Raw genomic sequence first — 22,032 nt, 5'->3', positions numbered from 1 at the left:
TCAGAACAGTCCTCGTACCAGCCGCGCGAGTGCGCGGACCGTCATCGTCTGGACCATTGTCGCCCTGGTCGGCGCGGCCGGCTGGGCCGTGCTCGCCCTCGCCCGCGGCGAGGAGGTCTCCGCCGCCTGGATGGTCGCGGCGGCCCTCGGCTCGTACGCCATCGGCTACCGCTTCTACGCGAAGTTCATCCAGTACAAGGTGCTCAAGGCCGACCGGACCCGGGCCACCCCGGCGGAACGGCTCGACAACGGCATCGACTTCCAGCCCACCGACCGCCGCGTGCTGCTCGGCCACCACTTCGCGGCGATCGCGGGCGCGGGCCCCCTGGTCGGGCCGGTGCTCGCCGCGCAGATGGGCTATCTGCCGGGCACCATCTGGATCGTCGCCGGCGTCATCTTCGCGGGCGCCGTGCAGGACATGGTGGTGCTGTTCTTCTCCACCCGCCGCGACGGCCGGTCGCTCGGGCAGATGGCCCGCGAGGAGATCGGCCCGGTGGGCGGCGCGGCCGCCCTGCTCGCCGCCTTCGCCATCATGATCATCCTGCTCGGCGTGCTGTCACTCGTGGTCGTCAACGCGCTCGCGGAGTCGCCGTGGGGCACGTTCTCCATCGCCATGACCATCCCCATAGCCCTGTTCATGGGTTTCTACCTGCGGGTGCTGCGGCCGGGCCGGGTCACCGAGGTGTCGCTGATCGGTGTCGCGCTGCTGCTGTTCGCGCTGGTCTCGGGCCGCTGGGTCGCGGAGTCGTCCTGGGCCGACGCCTTCACCCTCGCCCCCTCCACGCTGGTGATCTGGCTGGTGGCGTACGGCTTCGTCGCCTCCATCCTGCCGGTGTGGATGCTGCTCGCGCCGCGCGACTACCTGTCCACGTTCATGAAGATCGGCACGATCGGGCTGCTCGCCCTCGGCGTGGTCTTCACCCTGCCGACGCTGCGGATGCCCGCGGTCACGGACTTCGCGACCCGCGGCGACGGCCCGGTGTTCTCGGGCGCGCTCTTCCCGTTCGTCTTCATCACCATCGCCTGCGGCGCGCTCTCCGGCTTCCACGCGCTGATCTCCAGCGGTACGACGCCGAAGATGATCCAGAAGGAGACGCAGGTCAGACTGATCGGCTACGGCTCGATGCTGATGGAGTCGTCCGTGGCCGTGATGGCGCTGATCGCGGCCTCGGTCATCGACCCGGGCCTGTACTTCGCGATGAACGCGCCCGCCGGTGTCATCGGCGACACCGTGCAGAGCGCCTCGCAGGTGGTGACGGGCTGGGGCTACTCCATCTCGCCCGACGCCCTCGCGGAGGCGGCACGGCAGGTGGAGGAGGCGTCCCTGCTGTCCCGCACCGGCGGCGCGCCCACCCTCGCGGTCGGCGTCTCGGAGATCTTCGCCCAGGTCACCGGGGACGGGATGCGCGCCTTCTGGTACCACTTCGCCATCATGTTCGAGGCGCTGTTCATCCTCACCGCGCTCGACGCGGGCACGCGCGTGGGCCGCTTCATGCTCCAGGACACCCTCGGCAACGTGTACCGGCCGTTCCGGAACATCAGCTGGAAGCCGGGACTGGTCATCACCAGCGGCATCGTGTGCGGTCTGTGGGGCTACTTCCTGTGGGTGGGCGTCCACGAACCCCTCGGCGGGATCAACCAGCTGTTCCCGGTCTTCGGCATCTCCAACCAGCTCCTGGCGGCGGTCGCCCTGACCGTGAGCACCACACTGCTGGTGAAGTCCGGGCGGCTGAAGTGGGCGTGGATCACGGGCGTGCCGCTCGCCTGGGACGTGACGGTGACGCTCACCGCGAGCTGGCAGAAGGTGTTCTCCGGCGACCCGCGCGTGGGATTCTTCAAGCAACGGCAGGTCTACCAGGACGCCATCGACCGGGGCGAGGTGATCGCGCCCGCGAAGACCATGGACGACATGCGGACCGTCGTCACCAACTCCACGGTGGACGGCGTCCTCACCGCCGTCCTGGCCCTGTTGATCGTGATCGTGCTCGCCGACGCGATCCGCGTGTGCGTCCGCCATGTGCGCCGGCCGTCGCTGTCGACGCTGAGCGAGGCCCCGTACGTGGAGTCGAAACTCGTCGCCCCGGACGGCCTGTTCCCGACCCAGGAGGAGAAGGAGGCCGAGCGCGATGCGGTCCGTGCTGGTCAGAGTGGTTGAGGGAGTGCGCTGGTACGTACGGGAGCTGACCGGCGAGTCCACCTACGACCGGTACGTCGCACACGTGCGCGCCCACGATCCGGACGCGCGCGTGCCGTCCCGCCGGGAGTTCGAGCGCCTGCGCACCGACCGGCAGGACGCGGATCCGCGGCAGGGGTTCCGCTGCTGCTGACCCGGCCCCGTCCGCGACCCGCGACTCGCGGACCGCTGCCGTGACCCCTGCGGCACACTGCGGCCATGGACCTCACCATCAGGCCCGCCGTGCCGCAGGAGTACGGCACCCTCGGCGAGATCACCGCGCAGGCATATCTACGGGACGGGCTCCTCGACTCCGGGGAGAGCGACCCCTACCTCGGCGTGCTGCGGAACGTGGCCGGACGGGCCGCGGCCGCCGAGGTGCTCGTCGCCGTCGGGGACGGTGCGGTGCTCGGCGGGGTGACCTTCGTGCCGGCCGGGGGCCCCATGGCCGACATCGCGCGGGCCGGCGAGGCCGAGATACGCATGCTCGCGGTCGCGCACGGGGCGCGGGGCCGGGGTGTCGGCGAGGCCCTGGTGCGGGCCTGCGTCGACCGCGCCCGGTCCGTCGGCGGATGCGCGAGTGTCGTTCTGTCGACCCAGCGCACCATGCGCGCCGCCCACCGCATCTACGAGCGCCTCGGCTTCCGCCGCACCCCGCAGCGGGACTGGAACCCCCTCCCCGAGCTGGACGACATCACGCTGATCACCTACGAGCTCACCCTTTGAGACCTCGCGACACAACCTCGCGACACAACATGTGGGGCTCCTCCCGCGAGGCGCCACTACATGTATGCTCTTGATCGCTGTCGCCGCAGGGGAATCCGGTGTGAACCCGGAACTGTCCCGCAACGGTGTACTGGTGCGTGTCCGCCCGCCGGAGCCCGCACTGGTCGAGTCCGAGTACCTGCCGACGGCGCGCCCGGCCGTCCGGCCCGGGCGCCATGACGTCCGGGCCTCGTGGAATGGGCCGGTGGACGCGCAGCGCGCTGCTCTGCCCTGCCCTGAGGCGCGCGCCCGTGCCCCCGCTCCCCTGCAAGGCCCCGTGCCGAGCGAGGGAGAGCCCCACGTGACCATCGCGCCACCCGACGCGGCCCCCGTCACAACCCCCGAGTCCGACGGTCCCGGTACCGCACTGCTGCGCACCCTGACCGAGCTCACCGCCGACCTCCCCGACGCCGACCCCGGCCGGGTCGCCGCCGCCGCGCTGCGCGGCCGGTCCGCGCATGCGGACGAGGCGGAACTGCGGGAGCTGGCCACCGAGGCGGCGGCCGGGCTCATCTCCGAGGACCCCGCCTACTCGCGGCTGGCCGCCCGCCTGCTGACCCTCGGCCTCCGCGCGGAGGCCGCCTCGCAGGGCGTGCGCTCCTTCTCCGGGTCGGTCGCCACCGGTCACCGCGAGGGCCTGGTCGCGGACCGCACCGCCGCCTTCGTGAGCCGGCACGCGGCCCGTCTCGACGCGCTGGTCGACGCCGCCGTCGCCGAGGGCGCCGACGACCGCTTCGGCTACTTCGGCCTGCGCACGCTGCACAGCCGCTACCTGCTCCGTCATCCGCACACCCGGCGGGTGATCGAGACCCCGCAGCACTTCCTGCTGCGCGTCGCCGCCGGTCTCGCCGAGGACCAGACCTCCGCGGCCGTCGATGACGTGGCCGCCCTGTACGGCCTGATGAGCCGCCTGGAGTACCTGCCCTCCTCGCCCACCCTCTTCAACTCCGGCACCCGGCACCCCCAGATGTCGTCCTGCTACCTCCTCGACTCCCCCAAGGACGAGCTGGACTCCCTCTACGAGCGGTACCTCCAGGTGGCCCGCCTCTCGAAGCACGCGGGCGGCATCGGCCTCGCGTACTCCCGCGTGCGCTCCCGGGGCGCGCTGATCCGGGGCACGAACGGGCACTCCAACGGCATCGTCCCGTTCCTGAAGACGCTCGACGCCTCGGTGGCCGCGGTGAACCAGGGCGGGCGGCGCAAGGGCGCGGCCGCGGTGTACCTGGAGACCTGGCACGCGGACCTCGAGGAGTTCCTGGAGCTGCGGGACAACACCGGTGAGGACGCGCGCCGCACGCACAACCTCAACCTCGCGCACTGGATCCCGGACGAGTTCATGCGCCGGGTGGACGCCGACGCGCCCTGGTCGCTGTTCTCCCCGTCCGACGTGCCCGAGCTGGTGGACCTGTGGGGCGCGGAGTTCGACGCGGCATACCGGGCGGCCGAGGAAAAGGGCCTCGCGCGCAGGACCCTCCCCGCCCGGGAGCTGTACGGCCGCATGATGCGCACCCTCGCGCAGACCGGCAACGGCTGGATGACCTTCAAGGACGCCGCCAACCGCACCGCCAACCAGACGGCCGAGCCGGGCCACGTCGTGCACTCCTCGAACCTGTGCACCGAGATCCTGGAGGTCACGGACGACGGGGAGACCGCGGTCTGCAACCTCGGCTCGGTCAACCTGGGCGCCTTCGTCGACCCGGAGGCGGGCGAGGCGGGCGAGCTGGACTGGGAGCGGCTGGACGCGACGGTCCGCACGGCCGTGACGTTTCTGGACCGCGTCGTGGACGTCAACTTCTACCCGACCGAGCAGGCGGCCCGCTCCAACGCCCGCTGGCGGCCGGTCGGCCTCGGTGTCATGGGGCTCCAGGACGTGTTCTTCCGGCTCCGGCTGCCGTTCGACTCGCCCGCGGCCCGGGCGCTGTCCACCCGGATCGCCGAGCGGATCATGCTGGCCGCGTACGAGGTGTCCGCCGGCCTCGCGGAACGGCACGGCCCGCTGCCCGCCTGGGAGAAGACCCGTACGGCCCGGGGCGTGCTGCACCCCGACCACTACGACGCGGACCTCACCTGGCCCGAGCGCTGGGCGGCCCTGCGCGAGCGCGTCGCCGCGACCGGGCTGCGCAACTCCCTGCTCCTGGCGATCGCGCCCACGGCCACCATCGCCTCGATCGCCGGCGTGTACGAGTGCATCGAGCCGCAGGTGTCCAACCTGTTCAAGCGCGAGACGCTGTCGGGCGAGTTCCTCCAGGTCAACTCGTACCTGGTGGAGGACCTGAAGCGGCTCGGCGTGTGGGACGCCCGCACCCGGGAGGCGCTGCGCGAGGCGAGCGGCTCGGTGCAGGACTTCTCCTGGATCCCCGCCGACGTACGGGCGCTCTACCGCACGGCGTGGGAGATCCCGCAGCGCGGCCTGATCGACATGGCGGCCGCCCGGACCCCGTTCCTGGACCAGTCCCAGTCGCTCAACCTGTTCATGGAGACGCCGACCATCGGCAAGCTCTCCTCGATGTACGCGTACGCCTGGAGGTCGGGCCTGAAGACGACGTACTACCTGCGGTCGCGTCCCGCGACCCGCATCGCCCGCGCCGCGCAGGCGCAGGCCACCGTCCCCGTACAGCAGACGGCCGGTCCCGATTCCGACGCCGTCGCCTGCTCCCTGGAAAACCCCGAGTCCTGCGAGGCCTGCCAGTGACGACCACCCGTGACACCAACCTGCTCGACCCCGGCTTCGAGCTCACGCTCCGCCCCATGCGCTACCCCGACTTCTACGAGCGCTACCGGGACGCCATCAAGAACACCTGGACCGTGGAGGAGGTCGACCTGCACTCCGACGTCGCCGACCTCGCCAGGCTCAGTCCGGCGGAACAGCACCTCATCGGCCGCCTGGTCGCCTTCTTCGCGACCGGTGACTCGATCGTGGCGAACAACCTGGTGCTCACCCTCTACAAGCACATCAACTCGCCCGAGGCACGCCTGTACCTGTCGCGGCAACTGTTCGAGGAGGCCGTGCACGTCCAGTTCTACCTGACGCTCCTGGACACCTACCTGCCCGATCCGGCGGACCGCGCGGCGGCCTTCGCGGCCGTGGAGAACATCCCCTCCATCCGCGAGAAGGCCGAGTTCTGCTTCAAGTGGATCGACTCGGTGGAGGAGATCGACCGGCTGGAGACGAAGGCCGACCGCCGCCGCTTCCTGCTCAATCTCATCTGCTTCGCCGCGTGCATCGAGGGTCTCTTCTTCTACGGCGCCTTCGCGTACGTCTACTGGTTCCGCAGCCGGGGCCTGCTGCACGGCCTGGCCACCGGCACCAACTGGGTGTTCCGCGACGAGACGATGCACATGTCCTTCGCGTTCGACGTCGTGGACACCGTCCGCGAGGAGGAGCCGGACCTCTTCGACGACGCGCTCCAGCAGGAGGTCACGGACATGCTGCGGGAGGCCGTCGAGGCCGAGCTGCAGTTCGCGCGCGACCTGTGCGGCGACGGCCTCCCCGGGATGAACACCGAGTCGATGCGCCAGTACCTGGAGTGCGTCGCCGACCAGCGGCTCGCCCGCCTCGGCTTCGCACCGGTGTACGGCTCGGAGAACCCGTTCTCCTTCATGGAGCTCCAGGGAGTTCAGGAGCTGACCAACTTCTTCGAGCGGCGCCCCTCGGCGTACCAGGTCGCGGTGGAGGGTTCGGTCGGCTTCGACGAGGACTTCTGAGCCCTCTTCCGTCCCCGCCGCCCCTGCTCGGCCTCCCTCAGCTGCCGGTCGATGCGCAGATCTCGCACGATGCCGGTCAGCGCGGGGAGGACGAGCAGGACCAGGAGACCGAGGACGGCCGGCAGTCCGACGAGGGCTTCCATGCGTGTCGTATCCATGGACACCACTCTCGCGCCGGACACTCCTTACCGTCAGTGGCAGGACTGCCGCACACCCTCGAAATGCTGCCAGCCCTGCGGCACACTGACGGCATGCTGCGCAATGTGGCCGTCGTCCTGCTCGACGGAGTGCATCCCTTCGAACTCGGCGTGCTGTGCGAGGTGTTCGGGCTCGACCGCAGCGACGAGGGGCTGCCCGTGTACGACTTCGCGGTGGCCTCCGCCGAGGGCCCGACGCTCACCACGCCCGCCGGGTTCACCGTCTCCACGCCGTACGGCCTGCAGCGGCTCGACGAGGCCGACCTGATCGCCGTGCCGGCCGGGCAGAGCTATGTGGGGCGGGAGTTCCCGCCCGGGCTGCTCGACGCGCTGCGCCGGGCCGTGGACCGGGGCGCGCGGGTGCTGAGCGTGTGCTCCGGCGTCTTCCTGCTGGGCGCGGCCGGGCTGCTGGACGGACGGCGGTGCGCCGTGCACTGGCGGCACGCGGAGGAGCTGGCGCGGCGGTACCCGCGGGCGGTCGTCGAGCCCGACGTGCTGTACGTGGACGAGGACCCGGTGATCACTTCGGCCGGCACCGCCGCCGGGATCGACGCCTGTCTGCACCTCGTCCGCAAGGAGCAGGGCCCGGAGGTCGCCAACGCCATCGCCCGCCGCATGGTGGTGCCCCCGCACCGGGACGGCGGCCAGGCCCAGTACATCGAACGGCCGCTGCCCCGCTCGCGGTGCGACACGGTCGGCGAGGTGCTGGTGTGGATGGAGGAGCACCTCGACGAGGAGGTGACCGTCGAGCAGCTGGCCGACCGTGCCCACATGTCGCCGCGCACCTTCGCCCGCCGCTTCCAGCAGGAGACGGGCACCACGCCCTACCGCTGGATCCTGCGCCAGCGCGTGCTGCTGGCCCAGCGGCTGCTGGAGGCGACGGACGAGACGATGGACGCGATCGCGGGCCGTACCGGCTTCGGCACGGCGGCCGCGCTGCGCCACCACTTCGTACGGGCGCTGGGGACGACGCCGCACGCGTACCGGCGCACGTTCCGGGGCCCCCGGGCCGCCTGACCGCGCGTACGACGCTCACCGGCGGGGCACGTCACCTGGGGGTCGCCCGCACCGTCAGCCGCTGCGGCCGGAGCGTGATGCCCACCCGGTGCGTGGCGTCCGACCCGGGCACCTGCTCCAGCCGCCAGCGGCGCGCCACGGACGCCGTGACGAGGGTGAGGAACGCCATGGAGAAGTGGTCGCTCGGGCACTTCCGGTTGCCCACGCCGAACGGCCTCATCGCGTACTTGGGTATGTCCCCGACGCGTTCCGGGAGCCAGCGGTCGGGGTCGAACTCCAGATGCCGCTCGTACGACCTGGGATCGCGCTGGATCGCGTACGGGCTGTACACGATGTCCGCCCCGGCCGGGATGCGGTACCCGCCGAGTTCCGTCCCGGCCACCGCCCGTCGTGCGAGGATCCAGACGACGGGGCGCAGCCGCATCGCCTCGACGACGACGTTGTTCGTGTGGGACAGCTTCCGGACGTCCGCGAAGACGACGGGCCGGTCCCCGACGACCGCTTCCACCTCCGCGCACACCTTGTCCGCGTGCTCGGGCTGCTCGGCGAGCACCTCGAGCAGCCACATGACGGTCGCCCCCACGGTCTCGCCCCCGGCGGTGAGGAAGGCGACGACCTGGTCGTGGATCTCCTGTTCCGAGATGGGGGCGCCGTCGTCGTCCACCGCCTCCAGCAGGGCGGTCAGCAGGTCGTCCGGCCGGTGGCCGGAGGCCCGGCGCTCGGCGACGATCTCGTCGACGAGGGCGTGCAGGTCGGCCAGCGCGCGGTTGAAGCGGCGGTTGGCCGGCAGCGGCAGCCGGTAGAGCGGTCCGGCCGGGACCACCATGCGCCGGTACATGCCGCGGAACACCACGGCGAGCGCGGCGCACAGCCGTTCGGCCCCCTGGTCCATGTACTCGCCGCGCAGCAGGCAGCGGGCCGCGGTGCGCACGGCGACGCGGAACGACTCGGAGGTGCAGTCGAAGGGCTCCCCGGAGGCCATGCGCGCGGCGAGGTCCCGCGCCTCCTCCTCCATGACCGGCCCGTAGGCCGGGATGGCGCCGAGCCGGAAGGCGGGCTGGACGGTGCGCCGCTGGCGGCGGTGGCGCGGCCCGTTGGCGGTGGCCACGCCCTCCCCGCCGAGCAGGCCCCTGAGGGACTCCCACAGCGGTCCGGCGACCTCGAAGTTCGGGTTCAGCGCCAGCGCGCCGGTGAGCGCGGGCGTGGTGACGGCGTACACGGTCTTGGGTCCGAACCTCAGCCGGACCACGTCCCCCTCGTCGCGCAGCCGGGCGAGGAAGCCCAAGGGGTCGCGCACGAGCTGCCGGCCGTGGCCGAGGACCGGGACGCCGCCCGCGGCGAGGGGCGGCTCGACCGGCTCCGGATGCTGCGCGGCCACGGGGTTCGCGGGGTTCACGGGGTTCACGGGGTTCACTGACTCTACGGTCATGCCGCACCTGCCGCTTCGTTGGTGACGTACGGGGGCGTGGACCGGTCGGCCCAGCTGTCGACCATGTAGCGGCCGGACTCGTGGTGGAACCAGTAGACGGAGCTGAACCAGTTGCGCATGTTGCCGACGCAGGCGCGCACGGCGGCCCCCAGTTGCCTTCCCCGCAGGCTGCCGTCGTCGACCGACACGGCGAGCCGTTCGACGTCCTTCTCGGCGTCCAGGAACGCGAACGCGCACTCCTCGACGCGCCGCCGGAGATCGGCCTCCGCCTCCTCCGGTGTCATCCCCCCGTGGTGGACGAGGCTTATCCCGAGGTTGTGCACCTCGGCACCCGCGAGTTCCTTGGCGAGCGAGCAGAGGTCGTTGTACCAGGCGGCGAAATCCTGGCTCAGCAGGGCCGCCCGCCGGTATGCGGGGTGTTTCCGTACCGCGGTGGGGAGTTCGTGCCCGGCGCTGGGCTCCAGCAGGTCCGTCCAGATCCAGTGCGCGAAGGTGAGCCGGCGCAGTTCGAGGTATTCCTCGACCGTCGGCACGATGTTCCGCGTGCGGTTGTGGAACTCCCTGTCGTACGCCTCGATCACCGCGTGGAAGTGCCGGGCGAAACGGGTGTTCCACTTCCTGCCGAGGAACGAGTACAGCCGCACCACGCTGTCGGCGAAGCCCGCCACCAGCGGGTCCCGGTGGTACAGATGGTCCTGCGGGGAGTCGAGCGCCACGTGCAGGCGGTGCCTCAGCCGGCGCCAGGCGGTGGACCGGCCGTGCACCACGTCGCGGTCGTGGCGGTCGTCCCAGACGAAGAACCAGGCGCTGTAGTCGGCTATGGCCTGGAGGACCTCGTCGGCGGCGCCCATGTAGTAGCCCGCGATGAGGTCGGTGTAGCACAGGGCGTCGGCGTGTTCCGCCACCTTGTCCGCCGGCATGATCCGTTTGTCCCGGAGCCAGGCCCTGGTCCTTCCCTGCAGTTGGGGCCAGTACGGATGCACTTGCCGGGGAAACGCCGCTTCGATCACCGGGAGACGGAGTGACGGCGGTACCGCTGCCACCGCCGTCGTCGGGATGCTTGGTGGGAATGCAGGCACGAACAGACCCCTCTCAGCCGCCTGATGACGCCCGCCCTCCCGCGTCGTGCCGGGCGCGCGCCGATGCGTATCCCCGCCCTTCCCATTCAGCACCCGAACTGACCGCTTGGGAACGGATTTGCACCGCTCACTACCCCAAGCTGCCGAGGGAGCCCCCTTGCATGACTGCTTCCGGATCAGATATGGAGCCCTCGGCTTCGAGCCTGTACCGGGTACGCGAACGGCGTCCGGCCGGAGCGGAGCTTCCGGCCGAACGCCGTTCGTGCGGGACGGACGGGTGTCAGTCGTTCGCGACCACCGGGTAGCGCGGCTCGTTCTCGGCCATCTGCCGCAGCGCGTCCTTGCGCTCGCGCTTGGAGAGCCGGTCGATGTACAGGTAGCCGTACAGGTGGTCGGTCTCGTGCTGGAGGCAGCGCGCGAAGTAACCCGTGCCGCGCACCTTGATCGGGTTGCCCTTCTCGTCCTGCCCGGTGACCTCGGCGTAGTCGGGGCGGGCGAGCGGCATGTACGCGGTCGGCACCGAGAGGCAGCCCTCGTTGCTGTCGTCGAGGCGGCGCCTCTCGGCGGGCAGTTCGACGAGCTTCGGGTTGCAGACCACGCCCACGTGCCGCACACCCTCGTCGTCCGGGCAGTCGTAGACGAACACCTTCTTGTCGACACCGATCTGGTTGGCGGCCAGACCCACGCCCTCGGCGGTGCGCTGGCTGGCGAACATGTCGTCGACCAGCTGGGCGAGCTCGTCGTCGAACTCGGTGACGTCCGCGCACTCCTTGTGCAGCACCGGGTTCCCGACGACCGTGATCGGACGCGAGGTGCCGCGCTCGCGGTAGGCCTGCTCGCGCTCCTCGCACTCCTCGGTGTCGATGACGAAGCCCTCGTCGTCCACGGGGAGCACGCCCGCGTGCTGCTGATCGGTGTCCTGCTGCGCCATGACCGACGTACGCCTTCCTGCGACCTGTGATGAAACGGTGTAACGGTGAACGGTGGGACCGTGTGCCTACAGCCTAAGGGGGCCGGGACCGGGGGACCGTTCAGCAGACCTCTTCGAGGTCCCGCCAGGCCCGTGAGTCCGGGCTGTCGGCGACCCAGCCGTCCAGCAGGCCGCGCACCAGGGAGGCGGGCGCCGCGATGCCGCACTCCCGCTCGGGCGCCCACAGCTGCCCGTCCGTGCGGTGGCCGAGCGGCCCCGGATGCCCGGGCTCGCTGTGGTCGTGCGGGTCGAGGTGCTCGCCGTCGCCCTCGTCGGACGGCATCCGCGACTCCGAGCACAGCCGGCACAGCAGCCGCACGGAGGACGACCAGTCCTCGGCGGCGAAACCGGCGTCGGCCGCGAGCTGCTCCAGCGCGTCCCGGTCCTCCTCGGTCGCGGCTTCGAGGAGGACGACCCAGGTCGGCACCGGCGAGGGCGCCCACAGCTCGATCTCGTCGAAGACCGGGTAGGCGTGCCCGGCCGCGGTGGTCCGCTCGCCGTGCGGCACCCCGTCGTGCAGGACGACCTCGCCCCAGCGCCGCCCCGAGGACGGCAGCGGGATGGACAGCACCTCGATCCGGGCGGGGTCGAGCCGGCGCCCCCACACGACCTCGGCCTCCCCCTCCGGCGACAGCCGGACGGCCGCGCTGCCCAGGTCCATGCCGACGGGCTCCCCGGACGCGCCGGACCCGCCGGGCACCTTCAGCCCGTACGCCTGCCAGGCCCGCCGGGCCAGCGGCCAGTCCTGCAGGGCGGTCGCCGCGATGCCCACGTTCCACCAGTCCGGCGCGCCGGTCTCCCGGTCGAGCAGCGCCACGGCCCGCAGGCCCGCGGCCCGCGCCTGCTCCCAGTCGTGCCGGAACTTGTGCAGCAGCGCGAGGTTGAACCAGGACTCGGACAGCCAGGGCTCCAGGTCGGCGGCGCGGGTCAGCAGCGCGCCCGCGTCCTCGTACCGCCCGTCTCCGATCAGCGTGAACGCGCGGTCGGTGGCCTGCCGCCAGGAGGCGGAGGGCCGGTGCCGTCCCTTGCCGAAGATCCTCACGATTCCCGCCTGCCAATTGATTCTCGAGTGGGCCGGCCTGTGCCCCGGGGCACCCTCTCCCTCGCATCCAACCACGTACGGCGGGAGGGCCGCTCATTACCCATGGGTTACCCAGCCGCAGGCAGCGTAAGACGGCCCGCGCCCCGCTCACCACCCCCAACCTGGGCACCCGCGCACCGCCCCGCCACCGCGCGCGAGCACGCGGGCCAGTGACTCCACGACCCGGGGCTCGTACTCCCGTTCGGTTCCCCGCCGCAGCTCGTCCAGGGCCCTGAGCGGTCCGCCCGGACCGGCGTCCCGCGACTTCTCCTCGTAGGCGTTCACGGTCCGTACGATCCGCGCGCTCACCGGCTGCTCCCGGTACGGGTCGGCCTGCCGCTCCACGACCACCGCGACCTCGGCGTCCACCCCGGTCTGCCGGACCACGACGCCGCCGAGCAGGGCGATCCGGCGCTGCTCGGCCTCCGGCAGCGTGGCCGTCGCCCCGGCCGGCACCGGGTCCACGAGGGAGAGCTGCCCGATGTCGTGCATCAGGGCCGCGTACTCCAGCACCGTCAGCTCGGACTCGGTGAGCCCCAGCTCGCGGCCGACGGCCCGGCTCAGCGCGGCCACCCGCCGGGCGTGCCCCGCCGGGGTGTACCCGGCGATCTCGGTGGCCCGGGCGAGGGAGGCGATGGTCTGCCGGCAGGTGGCGCGCACGGCCGCGTGCCTGCGGAAGGAGAACTGGGCGAGCAGCAGCGGCAGCGAGAAGACGGGCAGCGCCCACAGGCCCGCCACCGCCACCCCGAGCGACAGCACGACGCCGCTGGCGCACACCGCGGGCGCGATGCCGAGCAGCGCCCGCAGCTCGTCGCGCAGCAACGGTCCGAGGGGCCAGCCGGTACGCGCGCGCGTGAGCGCCGCGACGAGCACGGCGTCGCACACCACGGTCAGCGCCAGCAGCGCGAGGAGGAGCGCCACGTACGAGGGGCCGTGCCACTCCGGGGCCGCGTCCCGCCGGTAGAGCAGCCCGAAGCAGCTGGCGGCGAGGGCGACGGTGAGGACCCGCCGGGCCGGCCGGTCGGCGACGGGTGCGCGCCCCGCGGCCGTTCCCGTCGGCCGGGACAGGCACCCGGCGAGTGCGGCCACGGCGACGACGGCGACGACCTGGAGCACGCCGTGCCGGGTGGGCTCCCCGGCGTCCTGCCCGAGCAGGGCGTAGGCGAGCGCCCCGGCCGCCCCGAGCGGTGCGGGCTCCCGTGCCTCGGGGCCGGGCCACCGGAACAGTTCGCCCACGGCGACGAGCAGCCCGAAGGCGAGGGCCGTGGCGAGCCCGTCAACCCCGTGCCGCAGAGTGTGGACGAGGGCCGCGACGGCGAGCAGGGCGGCGGTCCCGTGGACGAGCACGGTGAAGGGGGAGCCGCCCGCGGAACAGTGCGCGGGCACGCCGAACGGGCGCTTCACGGCCCGGTCTCCGCACGCGCGGGCGCCGACGGAGGCGGGACGTTTCCGCGCACTTCGGACGGATCGGTGATGTCAGTGGTGTCGGTACCGTCGGCGCTGCCGGGGCTGTCGGCGCTGCCGGGGCTGTCGGCGGTCACGGCGGGCAGCCAGCCGTGCCGGTCGAGGGCGTGTGCCAGCGCCCGGACCATCGCCGGGTCGAACTGCGTCCCCGCGCACCGCTCCAGCTCCTCCAGCGCGGCCGCGACCGGCCGGGCCCGGCGGTAGGAACGGGTGGAGGTCATCGCGTCGAAGGCGTCGGCGACGGCGACGACCCGCGCGGGCTCCGGAATCCGGTCGCCCGCCAGCCCGTGCGGGTATCCGCTGCCGTCCAGCCGTTCGTGGTGGTGCAGGATCGCCGAGCGGGCCTCGCCCAGGAAACCGATGCCGCGCGTCATCTCGTGCCCGTACTCCGGGTGCAGCTCGACGACCCGCCGCTCGCTCTCGGTCAGGGGGCCGTCCTTGCGCAGCAGCCGGGTGGGCACGCCGATCTTGCCGACGTCGTGCAGGATGCCGGCGAAGCGGACCAGTTCGACGCGCTCGTCGTCCATCCCCAGCTCACGCGCGATCAGCACGGACGCCCGGCCCACCCGCTCGCTGTGCCCGCGCGTGTACCCGTCCTTGATGTCGACGGCCTGCACCAGGGCCCGGATGGTGGCCCGGTGCACCGCACGCTCCCGGTGGACCTGCGCGAACACCCAGCAGGACACGTACATCGGCAGCAGGACCAGGAGGGCCGCGGCCGGGCCGTAGGGGCTGTGCCACAGCACGGCCATCATCAGCCCGGCGAGCCCGTGCGCGGCGACCGGCGCGAGCGACCGCGCGAAGAGCCCGCCCCGCCCCGCGCTCCTGAGGGGCACGCGTTCGGCGAGGGCCAGGATGCCCCGGTCGAGCACCGCGAGGACCGCGCAGAAGACCAGGACGGCGCCCCCCGCTGGGACCAGCGCGTACGGGAAGTCGGGCCCGGCGACCGCCGCCCGGCCGCCCAGCGCCCCGTGCACCCGGGAGGCGGCCCACACCGCGACGGCGAGCCGGGCCGCCCGCCACACGCGCCGCGGTCCGCGCGGCCGCCGCTCGACCCGGGAGACCAGCGCCCCGGGCACCGCGACGAGCGCGGCGGCCGGGGGCGGCAGCAGGAAGGCACCCGCGAGCAGGACGGGGAAGAAGGTGCTCAGGCCCTCGGGGGCGCGACGGCCCAGGAACGGACACCGGGTGACCTGCTCGCAGAGCGCGTACAGCGCGGCGAGCAGGCCCACCGCCCACCAGGGGACGGTGACGTCCGGCAGGGCGGCCAGACAGCCCAGGGCGCCGAGGACGGCACAGCCGATGTACACCCGGGCCCACACCGGGACCGGCCTCATGGCGCCACCCCCTCTTCATCAGGCTCCGGAGGGCTCCGGAGCCTAGAGGGGCGCGCGGGACGCGGGGGCGGCAATGAGCGAATGCACGGGTGCTCGACGCACGGAAGCACACGTTCGAGTGACAACGGGCCGCGTCCTGGCGACGCGGCCCGTACGGCAGTTCCCCGGAGTCACCCCCGGGTCAGGGAGGTACAGGGGAGCACAGGGAAGTCAGGAGCCGGGTGTCACGAGTCCTGGGGTGTCGCCGTCACGTCGTGCCCGGGCGCGGTCTCCCCGGAGCGGATCAGCTCGATCCGGCCCATGACCTTCGCCCGCAGGTCGGTCGGTACGTCGTCCTGCCCGCAGCACCGCTTGACCAGCTTCTTCACGGCCTGTTCGAGCCCGTACTTCTCCAGGCACGGCGAGCACTCCTCGAAGTGCGTCTCGAACTTGGTGCAGTCGTTGTCGGGCATCTCACGGTCCAGGAACTCGTAGAGATGATCGAGGATCTCGCTGCAATCCGTCTCGTGCGGCTCTCCGCAGCTCATGAGCCCGAGCCTTTCGCTTCGTTCGACTCTCCGGCGCCGGCGGGGACCAGCCCGCGCTCACGGGCGTAGTCCTCCAGCATGCCGCGCAGTTGACGGCGGCCCCGGTGCAGCCGGGACATCACCGTACCGATCGGTGTCCCCATGATGTCCGCGATCTCCTTGTAGGCAAAGCCCTCGACGTCCGCGAGGTAGACGGCGATGCGGAACTCCTCGGGGATCGCCTGGAGGGCCTGCTTCACGTCCGAGTCGGGCAGGTGGTCCAGCGCCTGTGACTCGGCCGAGCGCAGCCCCGTCGACATGTGCGACTCGGCGCGCGCCAGCTGCCAGTCCTCGATCTCCTCGGCCGCGCTGCGCTGCGGTTCGCGCTGCTTCTTGCGGTACGAGTTGATGAAGGTGTTCGTGAGGATGCGGTACAGCCACGCCTTGAGGTTGGTGCCCTCCCGGAACTGGTGGAAGGACGCGTACGCCTTCGCGTACGTCTCCTGCACCAGGTCCTCGGCGTCGGCCGGATTGCGCGTCATGCGCAGCGCGGCCGAGTACATCTGGTCGAGGAACTCGAGCGCGTCCCGCTCGAAGCGCGCACTGCGCTCGGCGGTCGTCTCCGGCTCGCGACCGCCCTGGCCCTCGGGCTGCTCCGCCTGGCCGTGTTCGGTACCGGCGTCGGTCCCAGTGACCGGACCCACCTCCTCCAGAGTCTTCGCAGGACCGAGACCGGTCCCACTCGAATCGGAGGATAGACGACGGGCGGCCGGCGTCGCCTGCCGGTTCACTCCGCCCGCCGCCCGTACGGAGGCGTCGTTCACCGCGTGCAGGACCGTCCAGTCGAGCTGGCCGGCGCTGCCGCGGCTAGGGCAGATGGTCGAACCCATGCGGCGGACTCTCCTTCGTCGGGGACTCGCAGCGCGTCTCCGCGCTGTCTGATCCGCACAACAGAAGTCCGCGGCCCGGCATTCCCGTCTTTCACGCGAGTGACGCAGGCTTTCTCAGGTCCTGCCCGCGGTGGCGTGATCTCTCAGCCGAGTGACGTGATCCACGCGGCCACGCCGTCGGTGAGGACGCCCAGCGCCTCGTCCTGACCGGTCGGCGCCCGTTTCGGCACGGCGAGACCGTGGTCTCCGTACTCCACCTCGACCAGCCGGTACGGGCCCTCGGGGAACTCCTCCGGCTTCCCGAACGGGTCGTTGCCGCCCTGGACGACGAGCGTGGGCACCCCGGCGCCGAGCAGCTCGTCGGCCCGGGACCGCTCCGGCCTGCCCGGCGGGTGCAGCGGGAAGCTCAGGGCCAGGACGGCCACGGCGCCCAGCTCCCGCGCCGTGCGGCAGGCCACCCGGGCGCCCGCGCTCCGGCCGCCCGCGACCACGGGGAGCCCCGGCGCCGCCAGCGCGGGCCACAGGTCCCGCCAGGCCGCGTCCAGCGTCTTCGGGGCGGGCGCCAGCTTCCTGCCCGCCACCCGCCAGGGCTGCTCGACGAGCGCCACGGTCACACCGTGTGCGGGAAGGGCCCGGGCCAGCGCCTGGAGGTCCCGGGCCTCGATGCCGCCGCCCGCGCCGTGGCTCACGGCGAGGACCAGACGGGCGCGCGGCGCCGCACACCAGGTGATGCGGGCCGCGCCCGCACCGGTCTCCACCGTCTCGGTCGTCCTGTCGATCTCCGTCACGTGGGAAAGAGTCCCAGAACGGCCTCCGAGGTGCCTCAGGAGAGCCTCAGAAGAGTGTGCCCTCCTCGGGCCCCTCCAGCTCCTTCAGCAGCTCCGGGCCGTTGTTGCGGACGTTGCTGACGGCCGTGGAGACGGGGTACGCACGCATCAGCCCGGCGGGCGGCGGCGCGAGCAGCCCGCGCAGTTCGTCGACGTCCGTGCGGGCCGGGTCCAGCCAGGCGTCCCAGCGGTCCGGGGTGAGCATCAGCGGCATGCGCGGATGGATCTCGGCGAGGGAGTGCGGGCCCCCCTCGGGCGCGACCGCGAGCGGCGTCGTCTCGGCCTCGGTGGTGATCACGGAGCAGGTCACCCACCAGGCCTGCGGGTGGTCGTCCGGCAGGGTGCGGTCGCGCCAGAACTCGTACAGCCCGGCCATCGCGAACACCGACCCGTCGGCGGGGAGCACGAAGTACGGCTGCTTGCGCGGCCGTTTCCTCTTCCCCTCGACCTCCAGGTCGCGCTCCTGCTTGCCCGTGACCCACTCGTAGTAGCCGTCGGCGGGCACGATGCAGCGCCGGGAGGCGAAGGCGCGGCGGTACGCGGGCTTCTCGTGCACGGTCTCCGCACGGGCGTTGATCATCCGGGCGGCGCCGTCGGGCGACTTGGACCAGGACGGCACGAGCCCCCAGCGCAGCCTGCGCAGCTGGCGAACCGGGCGCTTGTCGTCGGCGTCCTTCAGAGGACGGTCGAGGACGGCGTAGACCTCCTTGGTCGGGGCCACGTTGAAATCGGGCACCGGGCCTCCGTCCGGGCCCGACTCCGCCTCCCACGTCTCGATCCCGAAGATTCCCGCGAGATCCTCGGCCCCACGACTCGCCGCATACCGTCCGCACATACGTGCCAGACTGCCAGATCCGGACCACTACAGGGAGCCACCGCCCACCATGCACAGCACCGCCGCCGCCTCGCTGTCGGGCCTCTGGGACGAGGTCTCCGGCACCCAGCCCGACCCCGACACCTGGGTCGTCCTCGTCACCGCCGCCGCCGCGCTCGCGGTGATCCTCCCGCACGGCGCCTGGCGGCTCTCCCGCAACGCCATCACCATCGCCCACGAGGGCGGCCACGGTCTGGTCGCGCTGCTCACCGGCCGCACCCTGACCGGAATACGGCTGCACTCCGACACCAGCGGACTCACCGTCAGCAGGGGCAGACCGACCGGACCCGGCATGATCCTCACGGCCGCCGCCGGATACACCGCTCCCCCGCTGCTGGGCCTCGGCGGTGCCGCGCTGCTCGCCACGGGACGCATCACCCTGCTGCTGTGGCTGGCCACCGCCCTGCTGCTGGCGATGCTGGTGATGATCCGCAACGCCTACGGGGCCCTCACCGTCGTCCTGGCGGGCGGCACCTTCGTGGGGGTCTCCTGGCTGGCCGGGCCCCAGGTGCAGGCGGCGTTCGCGTACGCGGTGGTGTGGTTCCTGCTGCTCGGCGGCGTACGGCCGGCCTTCGAACTCCAGGCGAAGCGGCGCCGGGGCGGGGCGGGCGACTCGGACGCGGACCAGCTCGCGCGGCTGACCCACGTGCCGCCCGGGCTGTGGCTGTTCCTCTTCCACGCGGTGTCGCTGTGTTCGCTGATGGGCGGCGGGCGCTGGCTGCTGCGGCTCTGAGCGGCGCCGGCGGCTGCGCCCGCGCGGGACCGTGATCATGCATATATGCATGGCACTTTTCCGTCGCACATCGAAACAATGACTTCGCTCGGGTTTCACCTCTTTTGAACAGGATTTCCGGTCCAGGTCAGCCACTAAAGTGGGGCGCATGACCGTTAACCCCGCACACACCGCCCTCTGGCCCGCCCCGCACGCGAGCGGAGCCGTCGACGCGACGGTCCACGTGCCCGGGTCCAAGTCGGTCACCAACCGCGCCCTGGTGCTGGCCGCGCTCGCCTCCGAGCCCGGCTGGCTGCGCCGCCCGCTGCGCTCCCGCGACACCCTGCTGATGGCCTCCGCGCTGCGCGCCATGGGCGTGGGCATCGAGGAGGGCATCGGCCCCGACGGGACCGGCGAGGCCTGGCGGGTGCTCCCCACCGGCCTGCACGGCCCGGCCACGATCGACGTCGGCAACGCCGGCACCGTGATGCGCTTCCTGCCCCCGGTGGCCGCGCTCGCCGACGGTCCCGTCCGGTTCGACGGCGACCCGCGGTCGTACGAGCGGCCGCTGCACGGAGTGATCGACGCCCTGCGCGCCCTCGGCGCCCGCATCGACGACGACGGCCGCGGCGCGCTCCCCATGACGGTTCACGGCGGCGGTGCGCTGGACGGCGGTCCCGTCGAGGTCGACGCCTCCTCGTCCTCCCAGTTCGTGAGCGCCCTGCTGCTCTCCGGCCCGCGCTTCAACCAGGGCGTGGAGGTACGGCACACCGGTTCCACGCTGCCGTCGGTGCCGCACATCCGGATGACCGTCGACATGCTGCGCGCGGGCGGCGCCCAGGTCGACACCCCGGAGTCGGGCGGCGAGCCGAACGTCTGGCGGGTCACGCCGGGTGCCCTGCTGGGCCGCGACCTGACCATCGAGCCGGACCTGTCCAACGCCCAGCCGTTCCTGGCGGCGGCCCTCGTCACCGGCGGCAAGGTCCTCGTTCCGGACTGGCCGGCGCACACCACCCAGCCGGGCGACCGGCTCCGCGAGATCTTCACCGCGATGGGCGGCTCCTGCGAACTGACCGACGCCGGGCTGCAGTTCACCGGCTCGGGCGAGATCCACGGCATCGATGTCGACCTGGGCGAGGTCGGCGAGCTCACCCCGGGCATCGCGGCGGTCGCCGCCCTCGCCGACTCCCCCTCGACCCTGCGCGGGGTGGCCCACCTGCGGCTGCACGAGACGGACCGGCTGGCCGCGCTCGCCAAGGAGATCAACGAGCTCGGCGGTGACGTCACCGAGACCGCCGACGGCCTGCACATCCGCCCGCGCCGGCTGCACGGCGGCGTCTTCCACACCTACGACGACCACCGCATGGCCACGGCCGGCGCGGTCATCGGCCTCGCGGTCCAGGGCGTGGAGATCGAGAACGTGGCGACGACGGCCAAGACCCTGCCGGACTTCCCGGAGCTGTGGGACAGGATGCTGGGGAACTGACGGGCGGACCGGGATCATGCGCCGCTACGGCAAGCACACCGACGAGGACGACGTCCGGGTCCGCCCCAACCGCAAGGGCAACCGCCCCCGGACGCACATCCGCCCCAAGCACGAGGACGCGGCCGACGGGATGGTCCTCACCGTCGACCGCGGCCGGCTGACCTGCCTCGTCGACGACCGGATCGTCCTCGCCATGAAGGCCCGCGAGCTCGGCCGCAAGGCCGCGGTGGTCGGCGACCGGGTGGCCCTCGTCGGCGACCTGTCCGGGAAGAAGGACACCCTCGCCCGCATCGTGCGCATCGAGGAGCGGACGTCCGTCCTGCGCCGCACCGCCGACGACGACGATCCCTACGAGCGGGTCGTCGTCGCCAACGCCGACCAGCTCGCCGTCGTCACCGCCCTCGCCGACCCCGAGCCGCGCCCGCGTCTGATCGACCGCTGCCTGGTCGCGGCGTTCGACGGCGGCCTCACCCCGCTCCTCGTCCTCACCAAGTCGGACCTGGCACCGCCGGACGAGCTGCTCGAGCTGTACGGCGCCCTCGACATCCCGTACGTCGTCACCAACCGCGAGGAGCTGGAGAACGGCGACGCGGCGGACCGGGTGCGCGAGCACCTCGAAGGCAAGATCACGGCCTTCGTCGGTCACTCGGGCGTCGGCAAGACGACCCTGGTGAACGCGCTGGTACCGGAGGACCGCCGCCGTACGACGGGCCACGTCAACGCGGTCACGGGCCGGGGCCGGCACACGACCACCTCGGCCCTCGCGCTGCCGCTCGACGGCGAGGACGGGGGCTGGGTGGTGGACACCCCCGGCGTGCGCTCCTTCGGTCTCGCGCACATCGATCCGTCGCGCGTCATCCACGCCTTCCCCGACCTGGAGCCCGGCACGGCGGGCTGCCCGCGCGCGTGCAGCCACGACGAGCCGGACTGCGCGCTCGACGAATGGGTCGCGCAGGGGCACGCGGACCCCGCCCGGCTGTACTCCCTGCGACGGCTGCTGGCCACCCGTGAGCGGCGCGAGGGCGACTGACCTCCACGTTGTTTACGTCTTCACCGCTTCGGCAAGTGCATAATCGCACCAGTCATTGCAAGTCGGACGAAGCGGTCACGGAGCATGGTTACACGGGAGGACGAGACATGGCGTGGCTGCTGGTCATCGTGGCCGGAATCCTCGAGACGGGGTTCGCGGTCTGCCTCAAGCTCTCGCACGGATTCACCAGGCTCTGGCCGACGATCGCGTTCGCCGTCTTCGCGCTGGGCAGCTTCGGTCTGCTGACGCTCTCCCTGAAGAAGCTGGACGTGGGGCCCGCTTACGCGGTGTGGACCGGCATCGGCGCGGCGGGCACCGCCGTCTACGGCATGGTCTTCCTCGGGGACGTCGTGTCCACGCTGAAGATCGTGTCGATCGCTCTGGTGATCGCGGGCGTCATCGGCCTCCAACTGTCCGGTTCCGCCCACTAGTCCGCACAGCGGTCCGCGCGCCGGGCGCGGTTTCAGCACCGGGCGAGCACCGGGCGCGG

The 22,032-nt window shown here is 72.3% G+C and carries 21 protein-coding genes and 1 riboswitch; of the genes, 10 read left to right on the top strand and 11 right to left on the bottom strand.

The window, feature by feature from the left end:
* Positions 1 to 43: 43 nt before the first annotated feature.
* From IEZ04_RS04060 to IEZ04_RS04040, 5 genes are all read left to right on the top strand, one after another.
* The gene (locus IEZ04_RS04060) at positions 44 to 2,155 is read left to right on the top strand and encodes a carbon starvation CstA family protein (RefSeq protein ID WP_373296251.1); all 2,112 of its coding nucleotides are present in this window, start codon (positions 44 to 46) and stop codon (positions 2,153 to 2,155) included.
* A complete protein-coding gene (locus IEZ04_RS04055) occupies positions 2,127 to 2,327 on the top strand; it encodes a YbdD/YjiX family protein (protein ID WP_189215173.1) in 201 nt (66 codons plus the stop codon). Before IEZ04_RS04060 ends, IEZ04_RS04055 begins: the two co-directional genes overlap by 29 nt.
* Positions 2,328 to 2,392: 65 nt before the next feature.
* A complete protein-coding gene (locus IEZ04_RS04050) occupies positions 2,393 to 2,899 on the top strand; it encodes a GNAT family N-acetyltransferase (protein WP_189215172.1) in 507 nt (168 codons plus the stop codon).
* Positions 2,900 to 2,963: 64 nt separating this feature from the next.
* A riboswitch (cobalamin riboswitch) is annotated at positions 2,964 to 3,099 on the top strand.
* 140 nt (positions 3,100 to 3,239) lie between these two features.
* A complete protein-coding gene (locus tag IEZ04_RS04045; RefSeq protein WP_189215171.1) occupies positions 3,240 to 5,630 on the top strand; it encodes a ribonucleoside-diphosphate reductase subunit alpha in 2,391 nt (796 codons plus the stop codon).
* A 56-nt stretch (positions 5,631 to 5,686) separates the two neighbouring features.
* Positions 5,687 to 6,643 carry a ribonucleotide-diphosphate reductase subunit beta gene (locus tag IEZ04_RS04040; protein WP_229820844.1) on the top strand — a complete coding sequence of 319 codons (957 nt, stop codon included), beginning with the start codon at positions 5,687 to 5,689 and terminating at the stop codon, positions 6,641 to 6,643.
* Here the strand turns inward: IEZ04_RS04040 and IEZ04_RS04035 are convergent.
* On the bottom strand, positions 6,556 to 6,801 hold the full coding sequence (locus IEZ04_RS04035) for a hypothetical protein (RefSeq protein WP_189215169.1): 246 nt from the start codon (positions 6,799 to 6,801) through the stop codon (positions 6,556 to 6,558). The genes IEZ04_RS04040 and IEZ04_RS04035 overlap by 88 nt on opposite strands.
* A 93-nt stretch (positions 6,802 to 6,894) precedes the next feature.
* Between IEZ04_RS04035 and IEZ04_RS04030 the strand changes: the two genes are divergently transcribed.
* A complete protein-coding gene (locus tag IEZ04_RS04030; RefSeq protein ID WP_189215168.1) occupies positions 6,895 to 7,857 on the top strand; it encodes a GlxA family transcriptional regulator in 963 nt (320 codons plus the stop codon).
* Between the two features lie 31 nt (positions 7,858 to 7,888).
* On the opposite strand, the gene IEZ04_RS04025 is transcribed toward IEZ04_RS04030, so the two are convergent.
* From IEZ04_RS04025 to IEZ04_RS03980, 10 genes are all read right to left on the bottom strand, one after another.
* Positions 7,889 to 9,286: a bifunctional albaflavenone monooxygenase/terpene synthase gene (locus IEZ04_RS04025; RefSeq protein ID WP_189215167.1), complete on the bottom strand. Its 1,398-nt coding sequence runs from the start codon at positions 9,284 to 9,286 to the stop codon at positions 7,889 to 7,891.
* Positions 9,283 to 10,365 (bottom strand): epi-isozizaene synthase, encoded by a 1,083-nt coding sequence (gene cyc1, locus IEZ04_RS04020; RefSeq protein WP_189215166.1) that lies wholly within the window; start codon positions 10,363 to 10,365, stop codon positions 9,283 to 9,285. Before cyc1 ends, IEZ04_RS04025 begins: the two co-directional genes overlap by 4 nt.
* A 280-nt stretch (positions 10,366 to 10,645) precedes the next feature.
* Positions 10,646 to 11,296, bottom strand: a complete 651-nt coding sequence (gene def, locus IEZ04_RS04015) for a peptide deformylase (RefSeq protein WP_189215165.1) — start codon at positions 11,294 to 11,296, stop codon at positions 10,646 to 10,648.
* 100 nt (positions 11,297 to 11,396) lie between these two features.
* Positions 11,397 to 12,377 carry a tetratricopeptide repeat protein gene (locus IEZ04_RS04010; RefSeq protein ID WP_189215164.1) on the bottom strand — a complete coding sequence of 327 codons (981 nt, stop codon included), beginning with the start codon at positions 12,375 to 12,377 and terminating at the stop codon, positions 11,397 to 11,399.
* A 147-nt stretch (positions 12,378 to 12,524) separates the two neighbouring features.
* A complete protein-coding gene (locus IEZ04_RS04005) occupies positions 12,525 to 13,820 on the bottom strand; it encodes an HD domain-containing protein (RefSeq protein ID WP_229820816.1) in 1,296 nt (431 codons plus the stop codon).
* Complete coding sequence (locus tag IEZ04_RS04000) at positions 13,817 to 15,217, bottom strand: HD-GYP domain-containing protein (protein ID WP_189215163.1); 1,401 nt, start codon at positions 15,215 to 15,217, stop codon at positions 13,817 to 13,819. Before IEZ04_RS04000 ends, IEZ04_RS04005 begins: the two co-directional genes overlap by 4 nt.
* A 224-nt stretch (positions 15,218 to 15,441) precedes the next feature.
* Positions 15,442 to 15,744 carry a mycothiol system anti-sigma-R factor gene (rsrA, locus tag IEZ04_RS03995; protein WP_189215162.1) on the bottom strand — a complete coding sequence of 101 codons (303 nt, stop codon included), beginning with the start codon at positions 15,742 to 15,744 and terminating at the stop codon, positions 15,442 to 15,444.
* Entirely contained in the window at positions 15,741 to 16,427 is a 687-nt protein-coding gene (sigR, locus tag IEZ04_RS03990; protein WP_189215406.1) for an RNA polymerase sigma factor SigR, read from the bottom strand. Before sigR ends, rsrA begins: the two co-directional genes overlap by 4 nt.
* A gap of 329 nt (positions 16,428 to 16,756) precedes the next feature.
* On the bottom strand, positions 16,757 to 17,401 hold the full coding sequence (locus tag IEZ04_RS03985) for an alpha/beta hydrolase family protein (protein WP_189215161.1): 645 nt from the start codon (positions 17,399 to 17,401) through the stop codon (positions 16,757 to 16,759).
* A gap of 46 nt (positions 17,402 to 17,447) precedes the next feature.
* The gene (locus IEZ04_RS03980) at positions 17,448 to 18,275 is read right to left on the bottom strand and encodes an SOS response-associated peptidase (RefSeq protein ID WP_189215160.1); all 828 of its coding nucleotides are present in this window, start codon (positions 18,273 to 18,275) and stop codon (positions 17,448 to 17,450) included.
* 49 nt (positions 18,276 to 18,324) lie between these two features.
* Here IEZ04_RS03980 and IEZ04_RS03975 point away from each other — a divergent pair, with 49 nt between their 5' ends.
* The 4 genes from IEZ04_RS03975 to IEZ04_RS03960 all read left to right on the top strand — a co-directional run bounded on the left by IEZ04_RS03975 (position 18,325) and on the right by IEZ04_RS03960 (position 21,973).
* Positions 18,325 to 19,047 carry a M50 family metallopeptidase gene (locus IEZ04_RS03975; RefSeq protein ID WP_189215159.1) on the top strand — a complete coding sequence of 241 codons (723 nt, stop codon included), beginning with the start codon at positions 18,325 to 18,327 and terminating at the stop codon, positions 19,045 to 19,047.
* Positions 19,048 to 19,195: 148 nt separating this feature from the next.
* Positions 19,196 to 20,512: a 3-phosphoshikimate 1-carboxyvinyltransferase gene (gene aroA / locus IEZ04_RS03970; RefSeq protein ID WP_189215158.1), complete on the top strand. Its 1,317-nt coding sequence runs from the start codon at positions 19,196 to 19,198 to the stop codon at positions 20,510 to 20,512.
* A 16-nt stretch (positions 20,513 to 20,528) separates the two neighbouring features.
* Positions 20,529 to 21,542, top strand: coding sequence for a ribosome small subunit-dependent GTPase A (gene rsgA / locus IEZ04_RS03965; protein WP_189215157.1), 1,014 nt, complete (start codon positions 20,529 to 20,531; stop codon positions 21,540 to 21,542).
* A 107-nt stretch (positions 21,543 to 21,649) separates the two neighbouring features.
* Complete coding sequence (locus tag IEZ04_RS03960) at positions 21,650 to 21,973, top strand: DMT family transporter (RefSeq protein ID WP_189215156.1); 324 nt, start codon at positions 21,650 to 21,652, stop codon at positions 21,971 to 21,973.
* The last annotated feature ends 59 nt before the right edge of the window (positions 21,974 to 22,032 follow it).

It is taken from the genome of Streptomyces ruber (genome assembly GCF_014648075.1).
In the GTDB taxonomy this organism is placed as follows: Bacteria; Actinomycetota; Actinomycetes; order Streptomycetales; family Streptomycetaceae; genus Streptomyces; species Streptomyces ruber.
This window is presented reverse-complemented; position numbering and strand designations above follow the sequence as displayed.